This is a genomic window from Neobacillus sp. plas4 (assembly GCF_057221695.1).
In genome coordinates this window covers 35,001-52,103 of the sequence record NZ_CM170152.1, presented here as the reverse complement: position 1 = coordinate 52,103, position 17,103 = coordinate 35,001, and the positions used below count along the sequence as shown (strand labels likewise).

General features: G+C 39.4%; 14 protein-coding genes and 2 rRNA genes (1 of these 16 cut by a window edge). 2 read left to right on the top strand and 14 right to left on the bottom strand.

Going from position 1 to position 17,103, the window contains the following annotated elements; translation table 11 throughout:
* Positions 1–60: 60 nt before the first annotated feature.
* The gene (gene xylB / locus AC2TFD_RS00240; protein WP_484674765.1) at positions 61–1,560 is read right to left on the bottom strand and encodes a xylulokinase; all 1,500 of its coding nucleotides are present in this window, start codon (positions 1,558–1,560) and stop codon (positions 61–63) included.
* A gap of 252 nt (positions 1,561–1,812) precedes the next feature.
* Entirely contained in the window at positions 1,813–3,144 is a 1,332-nt protein-coding gene (gene xylA, locus AC2TFD_RS00235; RefSeq protein WP_484674764.1) for a xylose isomerase, read from the bottom strand.
* A gap of 352 nt (positions 3,145–3,496) precedes the next feature.
* Here xylA and AC2TFD_RS00230 point away from each other — a divergent pair, with 352 nt between their 5' ends.
* On the top strand, positions 3,497–4,648 hold the full coding sequence (locus AC2TFD_RS00230; RefSeq protein WP_484674763.1) for an ROK family protein: 1,152 nt from the start codon (positions 3,497–3,499) through the stop codon (positions 4,646–4,648).
* Between the two features lie 142 nt (positions 4,649–4,790).
* On the top strand, positions 4,791–5,780 hold the full coding sequence (locus tag AC2TFD_RS00225) for a glycoside hydrolase family 43 protein (RefSeq protein WP_484674762.1): 990 nt from the start codon (positions 4,791–4,793) through the stop codon (positions 5,778–5,780).
* 158 nt (positions 5,781–5,938) lie between these two features.
* Here the strand turns inward: AC2TFD_RS00225 and AC2TFD_RS00220 are convergent, their stop codons facing one another.
* The 12 genes from AC2TFD_RS00220 to AC2TFD_RS00165 form a co-directional block, all read right to left on the bottom strand.
* Entirely contained in the window at positions 5,939–7,222 is a 1,284-nt protein-coding gene (locus AC2TFD_RS00220) for a TRAP transporter large permease (RefSeq protein WP_335510270.1), read from the bottom strand.
* Between the two features lie 13 nt (positions 7,223–7,235).
* A complete protein-coding gene (locus tag AC2TFD_RS00215) occupies positions 7,236–7,805 on the bottom strand; it encodes a TRAP transporter small permease (RefSeq protein WP_335510268.1) in 570 nt (189 codons plus the stop codon).
* 32 nt (positions 7,806–7,837) lie between these two features.
* Positions 7,838–8,854 (bottom strand): TRAP transporter substrate-binding protein, encoded by a 1,017-nt coding sequence (locus AC2TFD_RS00210; protein ID WP_335510265.1) that lies wholly within the window; start codon positions 8,852–8,854, stop codon positions 7,838–7,840.
* A 105-nt stretch (positions 8,855–8,959) separates the two neighbouring features.
* The gene (locus AC2TFD_RS00205) at positions 8,960–9,796 is read right to left on the bottom strand and encodes an SDR family oxidoreductase (RefSeq protein WP_484674761.1); all 837 of its coding nucleotides are present in this window, start codon (positions 9,794–9,796) and stop codon (positions 8,960–8,962) included.
* Positions 9,796–10,872 carry a mannonate dehydratase gene (gene uxuA, locus AC2TFD_RS00200; protein ID WP_335510262.1) on the bottom strand — a complete coding sequence of 359 codons (1,077 nt, stop codon included), beginning with the start codon at positions 10,870–10,872 and terminating at the stop codon, positions 9,796–9,798. The genes AC2TFD_RS00205 and uxuA overlap by 1 nt, the downstream gene beginning before the upstream one ends.
* A 184-nt stretch (positions 10,873–11,056) precedes the next feature.
* On the bottom strand, positions 11,057–12,076 hold the full coding sequence (locus tag AC2TFD_RS00195) for a zinc-binding alcohol dehydrogenase family protein (RefSeq protein ID WP_484674760.1): 1,020 nt from the start codon (positions 12,074–12,076) through the stop codon (positions 11,057–11,059).
* Positions 12,077–12,098: 22 nt separating this feature from the next.
* Positions 12,099–13,106: a LacI family DNA-binding transcriptional regulator gene (locus AC2TFD_RS00190; RefSeq protein ID WP_484674759.1), complete on the bottom strand. Its 1,008-nt coding sequence runs from the start codon at positions 13,104–13,106 to the stop codon at positions 12,099–12,101.
* 212 nt (positions 13,107–13,318) lie between these two features.
* Entirely contained in the window at positions 13,319–13,945 is a 627-nt protein-coding gene (gene tmk / locus AC2TFD_RS00185; protein WP_335510256.1) for a dTMP kinase, read from the bottom strand.
* A gap of 22 nt (positions 13,946–13,967) precedes the next feature.
* Positions 13,968–15,404 (bottom strand): aminotransferase class I/II-fold pyridoxal phosphate-dependent enzyme, encoded by a 1,437-nt coding sequence (locus AC2TFD_RS00180; protein ID WP_484674758.1) that lies wholly within the window; start codon positions 15,402–15,404, stop codon positions 13,968–13,970.
* Between the two features lie 63 nt (positions 15,405–15,467).
* Positions 15,468–15,683 carry a sigma factor G inhibitor Gin gene (locus AC2TFD_RS00175; protein ID WP_484674757.1) on the bottom strand — a complete coding sequence of 72 codons (216 nt, stop codon included), beginning with the start codon at positions 15,681–15,683 and terminating at the stop codon, positions 15,468–15,470.
* A gap of 880 nt (positions 15,684–16,563) precedes the next feature.
* Positions 16,564–16,679, bottom strand: a 5S ribosomal RNA gene (rrf, locus tag AC2TFD_RS00170).
* A gap of 77 nt (positions 16,680–16,756) precedes the next feature.
* Positions 16,757–17,103: ribosomal RNA gene (locus tag AC2TFD_RS00165) — 23S ribosomal RNA — on the bottom strand; it runs 2,589 nt beyond the window's last position.

Here is a 17,103-nt window from a genome sequence, read left to right as displayed (position 1 = left end):
ATAATTAACCCCTTAGGCTCGAATATCATCTAAGGGGTTAAAACGAGCCAAAACCGCTGATTACTTTCTATACTCCGTTAATTGGTCATTCAGCACCTTTGTTTGTCTGTATACTTGTTGATAGACGTTAAATAGCTTTGCGTATACCTCGACATTTTCTTTAATTGGATAATAGATTTTGGCAGTCTGAATAAAATGCTGTGCACATTCCTTTAAAGAAGGGAACCAACCGCAGCCATATGCCGCTAACATAGCCGCACCCATTCCAGGGCCTTGCTCACTTGTAAGCTTCTCAATCTTTGTATTAAAAATATCTGCTTGCATCTGCAGCCATATATCGTTTTTCGCGCCCCCGCCGATAGAGATAACACTATCAATCTTCTTACCGCTGCTTCTGAAAATCTCAATGGATTCATTTAAAGAGAAGGTAATCCCTTCAAGAACCGCACGGGCAAAGTGTTTACGCTCATGAGATGCGTCCATGCCAATAAAGCTTCCGCGAATATTGGAATCTGCGTACGGTGTTCTTTCACCGACAATATATGGTGTAAATAATAAGCCATTGCTGCCCGCAGGTACTTCTTCTATCCCTGCTAAAAACTGATCAAATGCTTCTCCTTTTGCAAAGGTTTCTTTAAACCAGCTTAAGCTATAGCCAGCCGCAAGGGTAACACCCATGGTATAGTAAGCATTTTCCTCACTATGGTTAAAGTAGTGAACCTTTCCTTCAAAATCAAGGTCATTTCTATCTTCATAAGAAAGGACGACACCAGAGGTACCGATACTCGCTAACGTTTTCCCTTCTGCCAGTATCCCGGAACCAATCGCACCACACGCATTGTCCGCACCGCCTGCGAACACTTTAACAGCTTCTGATAATCTCGACTCTTTCGCATATTCAGCACTTACCGTACCCACTAAAGCACTTGATTCTACTAAAGGCGGACAAAAATCAACAGATAGTCCAAAGGCATTTAGCACCTCTTGGCTCCATTCCCGCTTTGCTACATTTAGCAGCAGTGTTCCGGCAGCATCGGAGTACTCCATATGAATGTTTCCTGTTATACGATAGCGCAAATAATCCTTTGGAAGCATAAACACTCTGGCACGTTCAAAAATTTCTGGTTCGTTTTCTTTTACCCAAAGAATTTTTGGCAAAGTAAAGCCCTCTAAAGCTGGATTTTTCGTTACTTCTAATAATCGCTCTCTTCCGATAACATCATAGATTTCCTGACATTGCTTCGAGGTTCTGGTATCATTCCATAAAATAGCGTTTCTTAATACTTGGTTGTTTTCATCTAATAAAACTAAACCGTGCATCTGACCGGAGAAGCTGATGCCCTCGATATCGTTTACGTCTCCATTAAACTGCTTGAGGAGTTCCGCTAAACCAACTGTCGTTTTTTCAACCCATTCTTCCGGATTTTGTTCACTGTAGCTAGATTTTTCAATAATAAGTGGATATGATTTTGATATTTCATGACAAACTTCACCATTCTGATTTACAAGCAAAATTTTTACTGCACTTGTGCCGAGGTCAACACCAATTACGTATTTCATTCCTATCATCCTTTTCAAGGCTCTTTTCTTAAACTTTGTTCCTTTTTAGAACAAAAATTAATGATTTTGCAAAATCCTCGAAAACATAAATTCAATTAAGAAAAGAGCCAGCAAAATAAATTCCAAAGCGCAAAATAGATATTTCCACGTTAAAATCGGCTTTAAGATTTTAACAACATCTTTACGAAAATAGCCTTTTCAAAAAAAGTGCTGGAGTAATAGACTGCCAGCACTTTTTTTATATTTAATAGATTAAACTCTGACACTTGAAAGTGTTTCTAATAGATATTGGTTAACTGTAGCTTTAAGTCGCTCTGTTCTGCCGGACGTGTTTTTGATTTCTGTTAGACCAAGGGCATAAGCTTCAAGCTCTTTGAAGTTAGTTTTTCCTTCAACGATGTCTAAGCCAATTCCTTTTGTAAAGCTGCTGTAGCGCTCTTCAATGAAGCTATCTAGAGCTTTGTCCTCGATTAACTTGTTAGCAACTTTTAAACCGATGGCAAAAGCATCCATACCAGCGATGTGTGCGTGGAATAGATCCTCTGGTTCAAATGAGCCACGACGTACTTTCGCGTCGAAGTTCAATCCTCCCTTGCCTAATCCGCCATTCTTTAAGATTTCGTACATTGCTAATGTGTTAGTGTACAAATCGGTTGGGAATTCATCTGTATCCCAGCCAAGTAAACTATCACCTTGGTTAGCGTCAACAGATCCTAACATTCCGTTGATACGAGCTGTTCTTAACTCATGCTCAAATGTGTGACCAGCTAATGTAGCATGGTTAGCTTCGATGTTGAACTTGAAGTAATCAGTAAGATCATACTTTTGTAAGAATGCTAGACCAGTAGCAACATCGAAGTCATATTGGTGTTTTGTTGGCTCTTTTGGTTTTGGCTCGATTAAGAATGGAACGTTTAAGCCGATTTCTTTTGCATAGTCTACTGCCATATGGAAGAAGCGCGCTAAATTATCTTGTTCAAGCTTCATATCAGTATTTAGAAGTGTTTCGTAACCTTCACGGCCGCCCCAGAATACATAGTTTTCTGCACCTAGTTCTTTTGCAACTTCTAATGCTTTTTTCACTTTTGCTGCAGAGTAAGCAAATACATCTGCATTTGGGGATGTTGCAGCACCGTGAGTATAACGTGGGTTAGAGAACATGTTTGCAGTGTTCCAAAGCAACTTAGTCTTGCTAGTTTTCATGTATTCTTTGATCATACCAACAATAACATCTTGGTTTTCGTTCGACTCTTTTAACGTGCTTCCTTCTGGAGCGATATCCACATCATGGAAGGCAAAGAAAGGAACGTTTAATTTTTCAAAAAGTTCAAATGCAGCTTCAACGCGTGCTTTTGCTAAGTCTAAACCTGTGAAACGATCCCAAGGACGGATTGCAGTTCCAACACCGAATGGATCAGATCCATCAGCATTAAATGTGTGCCAGTAAGCAACCGAGAAACGAAGGACTTCTTCCATTGTTTTTCCGTTGATTTTTTCTTCCGGATTATAGTATTTAAATGCAAATGGATTTTTTGATGAAGCACCTTCAAATTGAATTTTATTTACAGTTTCGAAATAAGCCATGTGGTTATTCCTCCTAATAGATTAATGGTTTTTAGCTTAAAGATGTAAATGCTTACAAAAGGTCGTTAATCTTAATCTAAAACCTTTGCTTGAGTAGATTATAGCATCACTAATCTTTGTTTGTCTATTCAATAAACTAAGTTTTTTTAAATTTTTTTCTTCTACTTAATTTTGTCCAAATTAGAACAAATTATGTCATTCTCTCCTAAATGGATGAAGTATAGTGACCCTATAATAATTGATTTAATCGGATAAACGACGGTCCATAGTACTGTTCCAGTTTTTAATTTGTATACTCACCAAACAAAGTTTGTGTTAAAATATTGATACTACCCAATAAGGAGTCTTTTTAATGGAACCCATGTCATGGAACCAACAAATAGTAAAAAAAAATAATAAAGCACTCGTATTACAATTAATTATGGATAAAGAGCCAATCTCAAGAGCAGACATAGCGCAAGTATCTGGTTTGCATAAGGCAACTGTTTCTTCTTTAGTTAATGAATTATTAGAAGAAGAGCTTATTTTTGAATCTGGACCAGGGGAATCAAGCGGCGGACGGCGCCCCGTAATCCTCCATTTTAATAAAGTTGCCGGATATTCTGTGGGAATTGATATTGGTGTAAACTATGTTTTAAGTGTATTGACAGATTTGAAAGGCAATATTCTAATTGAAAAAAATCAATCTGTAAAACGAACTCCTTATCCTTCGATCATGAGCATTATTCAGAATATGATTCAATCCATTATTGATGAAATGCCTGCAAGCAGGTATGGAATTGTAGGTATAGGAGTAGGTGTACCAGGTATTGTAAACAAGGAAGGCTCTATCCTTCTTGCTCCAAACTTAGGATGGACCAATATCCAGTTAAAAAACGACCTTGAGGAATTATTCCATGTTCCTGTCATTATTGAAAACGAGGCAAACGCTGGAGCTTTTGGTGAGCAGCAATTCGGTGCGGGTCAAGACTTCCAAAACATCCTATATATTAGTGCTGGCATTGGTATCGGTGTCGGGATTATTTTAAACAAAGAATTATATCAAGGTAAAAATGGATTTTCAGGCGAAATGGGACATATGATCATCGATCTCAACGGAAAGCCCTGCAGCTGTGGCAGCAGAGGATGTTGGGAAGCATATGCTTCTGAAAACGCCCTATTGGAGCTGGCTAACTCAGATTCACTGGAGTCATTAATAGAATTAGCAAAAAATAGAGATGGAACTGCACTAAGAAGTTTCAGTGAAATTGGAACCTTCCTTGGATATGGAATCAATAACATTATTAATACCTTTAATCCTGACCAGGTCATTCTGGGTAACCGATTATCGATGGCAAGACAATGGATTGAACAGCCAATCCGAACAACAATTGAAAACCATACACTCACACACCACCAAAAAGAAGTCCACTTAGATTTCCCGAAACTAGGGAAATACTCAACATCACTAGGTGTATCTGCTTTTGTTGTGGAGAGATTTATCAAGGAAGAAGTAAAATCATAGGTCATGCACCCCTGCCCCATTTTAAGGAGGCGGGGTTTTTTTATTTACAAGTTCTTAAAAAATGTTAGTTTATTCAATATACAAAGTTATTAACTTCAGTTATAATGAAACCGTAAGTATCTAAACTAGCTATAGGAGAGATATGATAATGAAAAATTCAAAACCAAATGAACCTTTAGTTACACATATTTTTACTGCAGACCCTTCCGCGCATGTCTTTGAAGGAAAGCTTTATATCTATCCTTCACATGACCTTGATCATGATGAACCTTCAAACGATAATGGCGACCAATATAAGATGGAAGATTATCATGTCCTATCGATGGACGATGTTGATTCTGCTGTTATCGACCACGGGGAAGCGCTTCACGTAAAAGATGTCCCATGGGCATCTAAACAAATGTGGGCACCTGATGCTGCTTACAAAAACAATACGTATTATTTATTCTTCCCAGCAAGAGATCATGATGGTATTTTCAGAATTGGTGTCGCAACAAGTCCAAACCCTGCAGGACCTTTTACACCAGAGGAAAATTACATTCCGGGCAGCTTCAGCATTGACCCTGCTGTGTTAGTGGATAATGATGAAAGGGCTTATATGTATTTTGGTGGTCTTTGGGGAGGACAACTGGAAAAATGGCAGACTAGAACCTTTATTCCGGATGCTGAAGGTCCAGCACCAACAGAACCTGCTTTAGGACCAATAGTAGCTGAATTAAGCGACGATATGCTTACATTTAAGAGCGAACCGAAGGAAATTTCCATTGTAGATGAAGACGGCAACCCGATTCTTGCAGGTGATGAGGATCGCAGATATTTTGAAGGTCCATGGGTTCATAAATACAACGGTCTTTATTATCTATCTTACTCAACTGGTTCAACGCATAAAATTGTTTATGCTGTTAGTGATAATCCACAAGGTCCTTTTACATTCAAAGGTACGATTCTTACTCCTGTAATCGGCTGGACTACTCATCATTCAATCGTTGAGTTCAATGATAAGTGGTATTTATTCTACCATGACTGTTCTTTATCAGACGGCGTAAATCATAAACGTTCTGTGAAATACACGGAACTGAAATATAACGAGGATGGGACCATTCAAACGATTGATCCTTATGGGGAAGAATAACTAGATTAAAAAAAACTCCATTTAATGGCTTTTTCTTAGTTTTTAAAAAATAACCGTTGAGAATTGACTTTCTCAACGGTCTGTAAAAGGCCTTGCTCAGAAGGCCTTTTTTGGATAAATTTATGCTGTCCTCTGCTAAATGGTACTGCACTAAAGCTTTACTCCCCAGAGAAAAACTCCATTGGAACGGTTACTAATTCCGGAATAAAGATTAATAAGAATAAGATAACGATTTCGACAAGCAGGAACGGGGTGATGGCCTTAATCAAACGTTCCATACTTATTTTACCGGCACCAACCGCAACATTTAGAACGGTTCCAACTGGCGGGGTTAGAAGCCCAATAACATTGTTCAATACAAACAATAGACCAAAATAGACTGGGTCGATTCCTGCTTCTTTAACAACAGGCATTAACACTGGTGTTAAAATCAAGATGGTTGGATTTACGTCCATGGCCATACCGACCAAAATAATAATGATATTAATCACAATTAAAAGAAGGATCGGACGATCAATTAACGGACGTAAAATCTCAGAAATGTCTTGCGGTACATTCCCTACTGCCATCAGCCATGCAGATACCATTGCTGCGGCAGCTAACAACATAATGACACTTGATGTTTTCGCAGAACTAATTAAGCACTCCATGACATCCTTTGGCTTCAGGTCCCGATAGATAAACATCCCGATGATTAAAGCGTATACAACAGCAACCACACCGGCCTCTGTAGGAGTGAAAATTCCACCTCTAAGACCAATTAATATACCAACAGGCATTAAAATTGCCCAAATGGCATCCAAACACGCTTTCCCCATTTCTTTAACACTAGCACGCGGCAGCGGTTTCACCTTGTCCTTACGCGCTACCCAAGCCCAAACTAGACTAAGAGCAATGGCAATATAAATCGCAGGGGCAATTCCTGCAATAAATAGATCGGTAACGGATACGCCTGCTGTTACCCCAAAGACAATCATTGGAACAGACGGAGGCATAATTGGAGCTACAATATTACCACTTGCAATCAATGCCGTTGAACGTCCACGGTCATATCCAGCCTTTGTCATCATCGGGATTAAGATAGCTCCCAATGCCGCAGTTGATGCAACAGCTGAACCTACTAAACTTGCAAATAATAATATAGCTAAGATCGAAACATAACCTAGCCCTCCACGAATATGACCAACCAAAGCAGTGGCTGCACGAACAATTCGTACCGTTAGCCCGCCACGGTTCATTAAATCACCGGCTAAAATAAAGAATGGAATCGCCATTAAAGAAAAGCTATCGGCTCCAACAAACAAATTTTGTGCAATAATCTGTGTATCAAAATCCCCTAGGAAAAACATCATGAAGACACCGCTTAATAGCAGTGCAAAGGCAATCGGCATCCCTAAAGCCATTGCACCAATCAAACTTACTAAAAATACTCCCATTGTCATTGCCCATTCCCCCTTAGATGCTCAATTTTCCTTCAGAATTGGTTTTATTGTCATTGTTAACCTGGTCAACAATATCATCCTCTTCCGATTCATGCAGAGTAACAAGTCCATCAATTATAGTTGGATCTTTTATCACCTTAACGATGTTCGCAATACAATTAACTCCAATACAGACAGCAGTCACAATCATAATGCCGAAAAGAACCGATAATGGAATTCCTGTTGCAGCTGCTCTTGCTTCCACACTCTGAATGACCATCGAATAAGTTCCTTGAACAAGCATACCCATGACAACAAGAATTAAAGCTTGATTGATGAAATAGGCTGCAATCTTTCCTTTATACGGCAAGCGGCGGACAACAATATCCATTCCTAAATGAGAATTGGAACGCATCGCTCCAATAGCGCCGATAAAGGTAATAAACACAAACAAATAACGCGCAAGCTCTTCTGACCACACGAGCCCTGAATTAAATCCAGCACGTAAAATGACATTTAAGAATACAAATCCAACCATTAACGCCATCATGATGCCCAATAAATAATCTACATTTTTGAAAAGCTTATCCAAAAAATTAGACATAATCCTTCCCCCCTGTTCGAAAACCAATTCTTCTACTTAACTTCCTGAATTCGTTTAATCAAATCTTCTGCCCAATCATATTTTTCAAAAAGCACATCGTAAACTGGATCCATCGCCTTCACCAATTTCTTTCTGTCCTCTTCCGTTGGAACCACATAGGTTAAGCCTTCTTCCTCCAGAAACTTTCGATCCGCTTCTAGACTGCCTTCATATAAATCCCAGCTTTTATTCGATGTTGCATCGGCAACCTCTTGGAAAATGGCTTTTTCTTCCTTCGTCAACGTCTCCCAAAACTCATTGGACATCAACAATTCAATTGAGGATACCATATGGTTCGACTCATAGATATAATCCTGAACGTTATACCAGCCTTCTTGTCTAACCGTTGAAATTGGGTTATCCTGTCCATCAACCACTTTTTGTTCTAATCCAGTAAACACTTCTCCAAAATCCATAATTTGTGCATTTGCTCCGAGAGACTGCGCAACCTGAACGTGAATTGGGTTATTTGGCATTCTCAACTTCAGTCCTTTAAAATCTTCTATAGAGTTAATTGGTTGGCTTGAACTAAAAACACGTGCACCATTTGGATGCCATGATAAAAATTGAAGAGGCTCCTGTGATTCTAAATTCTCTGCTATATACTCTCCGACTTCTCCTTGATATACTTTTCTCGCATGAGCAACATCTCTAAAAATAAACGGAAAGTCAGGAGTCGACATCATTGGAACTTCACTCCACATTACGGTACCAACCGCTGTAACTTCAACGATTCCGCTGCGAGTAAAATCATATAATTGCTTTTCTCCGCCTATCTGACCAGAATGATAGATTTCCACATTATATTTTCCATTTGTCGCCTTTTCAATTTCCGGTTCAAATACCTCTAACAATGCAACAGTCACCGGATGTGTTGGTGCAAACGGTGTCCCCACTTTCACTAAAGTACTTTTTCCTGCCACAGCGCCATTCGAACCGCAGCCCGAGAGTACTGCCATTCCTGACAATAAAGCAACCCCTAATAAACCTTTTATGAAACCCTTTTTCATTTTTATCCCCCCATCGCCTGTCTGGATTAAAGCGCTATCTTTCCCAATAAAAAAAACAAATTTTGAATGTAGGGGTCGGACCCCTACATCCAAATATTCTAAAAATTAAACTCCTGAATAGGCCATAAATCCGCCATCTACAGGGACGGTAATTCCTGTAACAAACCCTGAACATGACTCATCAACAAGCCAAATCAATGTTCCAAGAAGATCTTCATGTGTTCCAAATCGTTTCATCGGTGTATGCGTAATAATTTTGTTTGATCGTGATGTAAGCGACCCATCTTCATTCAATAATAGATTACGATTTTGCTTCGTTAAGAAAAATCCTGGTGAAATACTGTTTACACGTAAGCCTGTTTCAGCAAAGTGGACAGCCATCCACATCGTAAAATTGTTGATCGCACTTTTTGCTGCACTATAAGCAGGTACCTTTGTCATCGGTGAATACGAACTCATGGATGAGATATTGATAATCGATGGGGCAGGTTGTTCCAATAGTGCTTCACCAAATACTTGGCTTGCTAGAAATGTCCCCGTAAAATTGCTCGCAAAAACCTGTGAAAAACCTTCTTCATCAAGGTCAAAAAAAGTCCTGCCTTCCACCTTTTCTCCGTAAGTTTCATTTGCAGTAATGGCATCAGGGTGGTTCCCGCCTGCACCATTTATTAAAATATCAATCTTGCCAAATTGTTCAATGACTTCATCTCTAGCTTTTTCTAATGAGGTACGATCAAGGACATTCGCTGCTAATGCAATCGCAATTCCACCAGTTGAGCGGATTTCTTCCGCGACCGCCTCTCCTTTTTCAACCGTACGATTTAAGATGGCAACTTTTACTCCGTGCCTTGAAAGTTCTCGGCACATTTCTGAACATAAAACACCACTTCCCCCAGTGACAACAGCCACTCTCCCATTTAACTGTTCATGTATAGGTAACATTACACGTTCTCCTTTTTCATTTTCATATAGGCATCCCATAGACCGTTCAAATACATAATTCCAAGTCCTCGATCGTACAATCCATATCCCGGACGACAATCTTCCTCCCATATATGCCGGCCATGGTCAGGTCTTACATACCCTTGGTAATCTTGCTCAGCAAGCTCTTTGACCACTCCTGCAAGGTCCACCGATCCATCCGCAGTAAAGTGAGAGGTTTCAATGAAATCACCATTATCAAATATTTTCACATTGCGAAGGTGAGAAAATGGAGAGTACTTCGCATATTTCTTGGAGAGATTAACCATATCATTGTTTAGATTGGAGCCTAAGGAACCAGTACAGAATGTGATGCCGTTTGCAGGAGAATCCGAAAGGGATACTAATTTCTTTAAACTTTCTTCTCCTGTCATAATCCGTGGGAGTCCAAATAAGCTCCAAGGCGGATCATCCGGATGGATCGCCATTTTGATCCCGCACTCTTCACATACCGGTAGAATCTCTGATAAGAAATAACGCAGATTCTCCCAAAGCTTGTCCTCATCAACTTCTTTATATTCCTCAAATAATTCTCTTGTTTTTGCTAGTTTTTCAGGCTCCCAGCCAGCTAACGTCATTTTCGAAGACGCCGATGCAAAGGTTTCGATTAACTCGTCTGGTCCAAGTGAGTCAAGTTTTGCTTTCTCATAAAATAATGCCGTTGAACCATCTGGCAGCGGGTGAAATAAATCTGTACGAATCCAATCAAATACAGGCATAAAATTATAACAAATCACCTTTACGTTAAACTCACTTAAATTTCGAATGGTTTGTTTATAATTTTCAATATAATAATCTCTCTCTTGATTACCAAGCTTGATCGATTCATGGATGTTCACGCTCTCAACTACATCGGCATGAAATCCATATGATTGGATATAGTCGACTTCTTCACGAATTTCATCAACCGTCCAAACCTCGCCAACTTGTTTTTTATGAAGAGCCCAAACAATCCCTTTCACATTTGGAATTTGCCTAATTTGTTCAATTGAAACAGAATCATTATCCCTGCCATACCATCGAAATGTCATATTCATAAAAAGACACCTACTTTTGTTAAATAAACTTTTTTAAAAAACAGTTATTTCGAAAATTATGAATCCTATGTCCGTAATGGGATTTACCTCTATCCCCGCTTATCGTTAGCCAGGCAAATGGGAGATAGGATGTCGTTCCATTTCAAAATGCCATCTTATCTCCTTAAATGACGAATTTCTCAATCTAATCAAAAACGATAAGCGCTTTTCTTACAATGTCTGGATTTTCCTCTACAAAGGTAAACGCTTTTTGTACATCACTTAATGCAAATTTATGAGTGACCAAGCCATTTTCTTTTAGTTTGTTTTCATTTAATAATGAAACAACCTTCTTAAATTGATTGGTTTGAAGACGGGACCCAACTATGGTTAATTCCTTCTTTGTGATTGGCAATTGTGAAATTTGCGATGGGCGCTCATCGAAGCCTAAAACCACAACAGTCCCGGCAACGGAGGTTACTTTTGTACTCAATTCAAATGTAGACGGTAAACATACGGCATCAATGACGACATTGGCACCTTCTCCATTTGTAAATTCCGTAATTTTCTCTTCAATGGATTGATTTTCGGCATTAATCACAAAGTCTGCACCATTATCTTTTGCAAAGGCAAGCCGCTCTGCTTTTAAATCAGACATGATGACTGTTGCTCCTGCAATCTTCGCCATTTTCAAGATACAGATACCAATCGGTCCACACCCTTGAATGAAAACCGTATCTTCCTCTTGAACATCGCCGCGCCATGTAGCTTGAGCACCAATGGTATAAGGCTCAGCCAATACAATTTCATCCCAATCTAGTGACGGATCAACAGTATGTAGCTGCTTTGCTGGAAGGACGACAAATTCACGCATTCCTCCATCCTCATGGACTCCAAATACAGAAAGTTCTTCACACACATTCGGACGTCCTTTGCGGCATGCATAACACTTACCACAATACCGGATTGGCTCGACGACAACATGATCACCTGGTTTTAGATTGGTTACCGCTTCACCAACGGACACAACTTCTCCAGCAACCTCATGGCCAACCACTCGAGGATAGGTGGCAAGCGGATTGGTTCCATGGTAAATATGCATATCCGACCCACAGATTCCTACTCGTTTTATTTTTACAAGTACTTCGTTCGGACTGCTAATGACTGGTTTCTCAACTTCTTCTAAAACAATCTCCATTGGTTTTGGAATACGAACAGCTTTCATAAACGCACACTCCTATTCAATCTTATACAGATTCTCGCTCTATCAGTGTTGGCTGATATCGTATGACCTGATATTCTTCTTCAAACTTCGAACTTTCAATCAACTTAAGGATTAAATTTGCTGTATCTTTCCCCATCTCATAGTTTGGTTGAGTCACAACCGTTATGGCCGGAGTAGAGGCAGCTAAATATGGTGAATCATCCATCGTAACAACGCTTACATCCTCAGGTATGAGAACGCCATTCGCTTTCAAAAAGGTGAATAAATGAAGCGCAGCCATCCCATTAATCGCATAAAACGCATCGGGACGATTTTCTTTGTCCTGCCAAACAGATAATAATTGCTTTTGAATTTCATGAGAATCAGCAGTTATAATCCATTTTTCATTTACAGGTAACCCATTTTTGATTAAGGCCCTTTTATACCCTTCAATCCTTTCGAGACGTGGGGTGATTCTGCTTTCAATCGATTGGCCTACTAAAGAAATTCTTGTTCTTCCACCTTTAAGGATGCACTCAACAGCTAATTCAGATGCCTTCTCGTTATCTAGCAAAATAGTTGGGAAAATAACAGGTTCCATTTTACGGTCAATAAACACTACAGGGAATTGGGCTTTTTTTAATTTTTCATAGTACTCGATGCTCCCTGTCGTTGGAAAAATAATCAGGCCGTCTACTTGTTTAGCTAGTAACATTTCTATATAGCTTTGCTCTTTATCCGAATCATCATCTGTATTACATACGAAAATATGAAAATCATTCTGCTTACATATATCCTCAATGACTCTTATTATTTCTGTTGTAAAGGAGTGGAGAATATTGGCAACAATAACCCCAATCGTGGATGTTTTCTTTTGCTTTAAACTCTTTGCCACATAGTTTGGGAAATACCCAAGTTCTTTAATAGCGCTCTCAATTCTCTCCTTCGTTGCTGGTGCCATATATTCATAACGGCTATTGATATATTGGGAAACAGTACTTTTAGAAACTCCCGCTTTGACAGCCACATCTTTCATTGTAACCTTTTTCATTCAGCATCTCTCTCCTAAACCGATTTAGTAAACCGGTTTAGGTAAATTATAAGTGAAAACCCTTTCACTGGCAATACCCTATTCCTCAAAAAATTCAGTTATCTGCCTACTTGATTTTTTTTCGACAGTACAAAATAATCTTAGGAAGAAAAACTAGATTAAAAGCTGGCTTCATAATTGAAGCCAGCTTTTAAAAGTTCATGCTATGGGTTTTATACCTTCAGCTTATCTATTAATATTTTGCTGGTATCTAACATTACCTTTTCAACTTCTTGATTTGCATTTACTCTTACAATTCTTTCCGGGAATCTTTTCACTACTTCTTCATAACCTTCTCGAACGTTAAGATGAAATTGAATTTCCTCTAAATCTAATCTGTTTACTTCTCTATCTTTATTTTTAGCGATTCGATTCAGCCCTATTTGTGGATCTAAATCTAAGTACAAGGTTAAATCAGGCATAAAGCCGGCAATGGCGAACTCATTTACGGAAAAAACCTCATCAATTCCTAAACCTCTTGCGTAGCCCTGATAGGCTAAGCTGCTATCTATGAATCGATCACATAGTACAATATTTCCCTCATTTAGAGAAGGAATAACCTTTTCGACCAAATGCTGCCTTCTTGCTGACGCATAAAGTAATGCTTCTGTTCGGCCGTCCATTTTTGTATTCTTCTTATTTAAAATAACGGAACGTATCTGTTCAGCAATATCAATTCCACCAGGCTCTCTAGTTAGAACCACGCTTTTCCCTCTATTTTCAAGAAATTCTTTTATATAATTTATGAGGGTCGATTTTCCGGATCCCTCTCCACCTTCAAGGGTAATGAAGTAACTCATATTAACTGCTCCAATCATTTTTTCATTTTCTAACGATGTTGATTTGATTTTTATCTAGGCACGACCCTCCTTGGAATCTTGCCCCCGTATTCAATAGCTGAATCAGCTGCTTTACTTTATCTTGTGTAATACGTTCTCCCATGAGCAGGAGGGGAATACCTGGCGGGTATGGAATAATGGTCTCCGCACATACATGTCCTTCCGCTTCTAAAATGGGGACAGCCCCTTTCTCAACATTCGACAATTTCTCAAAAGGGATGGCTAACTCAGAGATTTTTTCTAAATTCATGCGAAAATCTTCCTTATAAAAAAAACTTGGTACATCTCCAAGCAGCTCTTTCATTTTATTGCTTGTTTCTGCTAATGGATAGTCTTGGTTTTCCTTTAATAATGGAAGAATCAATAATACATTATAAGGATCTGCCAGCTCTGTATAAATACCGATTTCTTCTAATTTTTTTTGAAGTTCAAATCCGCTTAATTTAGACCGGGACTGTATGGTTACCTTTAATATATCCCCCTGCGGGTCAGGGTAATCTAAAACCTTAATGCACTCAATTTTTCTCAGTTCAGTCTTAAACCTTTCAACTTCCCTTTTGAGGTATTCCTTATCGTTACGTCCGTATGACGCTAAATAATTTCTAGCTAGATCTAAGGAGGCCATAATAACGTATGATGGGCTGCTAGACTGAAGCATTTGCAGGTAATCTTTAACTTTGCTGCTGTTAACCCGATTGCTATTAATATGTAAATACGACCCCATTGTCATTGCAGGAAGGGCTTTATGTGCTGATTGAACAACGATATCTGCTCCTAGTGTGATTGAGGATGGCGGAAACGGCTCTCCAATAATAAAATGAGGGCCATGGGCCTCGTCTACCAACACAGGTATGTTATGTACATGGGCAAGCTGTATAACACTTTTTAAATCATATCCCATTCCATAGTAGTTTGGATAGGTTAATATTATTGCCTTTACTTCTGGATAGAGTGAAAGGGCTCTTTCGATGATTTCTTTTGAAACACCTGTTGCCGTTCTCCAATCCTGATTATAATCTGGTTCAATAAACACAGGTCGAGCTTTTGCTAGTTTTAAAGCATTTAAGACTGACTTATGGCAGTTTCTTTGGACGAGTACTACATCATTCTTCTCACAGACGGAGAGGATCATTGCTAAATTGCCTACTGTGGATCCATTTACCAAGAAAAAGCTCTTTTTAACCTGATATAAGTCAGCTAAGAGCTCTTCAGCCTCCTTAATTACATCTTCAGGAGAGTGCAAATCATCTAATCCAGATAATTCAGTAGCATCCATTCTGAGCAGCTCTTGAAAGATATCCTTTGCCTGCTGATGAAAAATAGTTCCAGATTTATGGCCTGGAACATGAAATGAAATCGGATTGGTACTTTTATGTTTATATAGTGCTTCATATAATGGAACACGATTTTGCTTATTCATTGGTTTATATCCCTTCAAAGAGTCTTATTTATTTTAACAAAAAAATAAAGCCCTAGTGGACTTTTACGAGAAAATTTCAGGTGTTGTTATTTTTCTTAGTTGTTTTAGATAATATTTATATTTTGGATCATGTGTTTCAGTTTTAATTAGGTCTTCTTCACACTCTGTACAAATAAATGAAGTATATAGATGTATCCCTTTTGATTTTTGATTCTCACATATAACGCATGTTTTCTGATAATGACTATGTGCTAATGAACTCAACCACACCACCTCCATACACCTATTGTTCCCAGCATTTAATAATTGTATACAATTTTTAGAATTATCATCACCAGGGCATCCCTCGGTATATCCTATGTTGATAATTGCGTTTGGGTGTATGTCTAGTAGCGATTTATTGTAAAACACTTCGTACTTTTTTTCTTTTTGTGTGTTTGTGGTTAGTGGTATTTAAGGGACGGGGAGTTTTAATCCCCTCTAAGCTTGAAAAGACAAGTTGAAGGGAATCAAAAACAGATATTGATTCCCTCCATCCTTTTATAAAAACCTTTTTAGCCATAACATTGACGAAAGGGCCGTTTTTGGTTTATGAGTATTTGATGGGTTAAGGTTAGTTGAGGCATGAGGATGGGCAGCGGAGGGCTTTGATTCCCTGGATTGGATAAAGGTTTGAGTTGAGGGTATCAAAAAGGAGCTTTGGTTCCCTTAATCATCGGAAATCTAAGATTATGGGAATCAAAAAAGGGTTTTGGTTCCCTTAACCATTGAAAATCTTAGGGTGAGGGAATCAAAAGAAGGGTCTGATTCACTTTTGCAATGAAAAATGATATCGGAGGGAATCAGATTGTCGTTCTGATTCCCTCCGTGCCCCAAAGGGACCCGTCAAAGGGAATCAGCTGAGACCGCAGGGCATGATTTCCCGGCTCTCGTTCCCCTTTTAACAAAAACGCCACCGCAAGGGCACGAATAGCAAATATTTGTTACCTCTTTTTAGTAAAACACCACCGCAAGGGCACGAATAGCACATCTACGTTACCTTTTTTTAGTAAACTGCTGCCTCACGGGCACGAATCTTCTATAAACAATCCGTCTCCCGCCAAACTAACCTTCCGAACAACACAAAAAAGCACAACCCTCATCAGGTTGTGCTTCGTGTGCCTGGCAACGTCCTACTCTCACAGGGGCAATGCCCCAACTACCATCGGCGCTGAGAAGCTTAACTTCCGTGTTCGGTATGGGAACGGGTGTGACCTTCTCGCCATTATTACCAGACTGTTTTTGAGGTTTCATTCCCTCAAAACTAGATAATTTCAGAAGAAGTTAGTAAAAACGAGTTCATCTTTTAAAAATTGGTTAAGTCCTCGAACGATTAGTATCAGTCAGCTCCACACGTCACCGCGCTTCCACCTCTGACCTATCAACCTGATCATCTTTCAGGGTTCTTACTAGCTTGACGCTATGGGAAATCTCATCTTGAGGGGGGCTTCATGCTTAGATGCTTTCAGCACTTATCCCGTCCGCACATAGCTACCCAGCGATGCCTTTGGCAAGACAACTGGTACACCAGCGGTGCGTCCATCCCGGTCCTCTCGTACTAAGGACAGCTCCTCTCAAATTTCCTGCGCCCACGACGGATAGGGACCGAACTGTCTCACGACGTTCTGAACCCAGCTCGCGTACCGCTTTAATGGGCGAA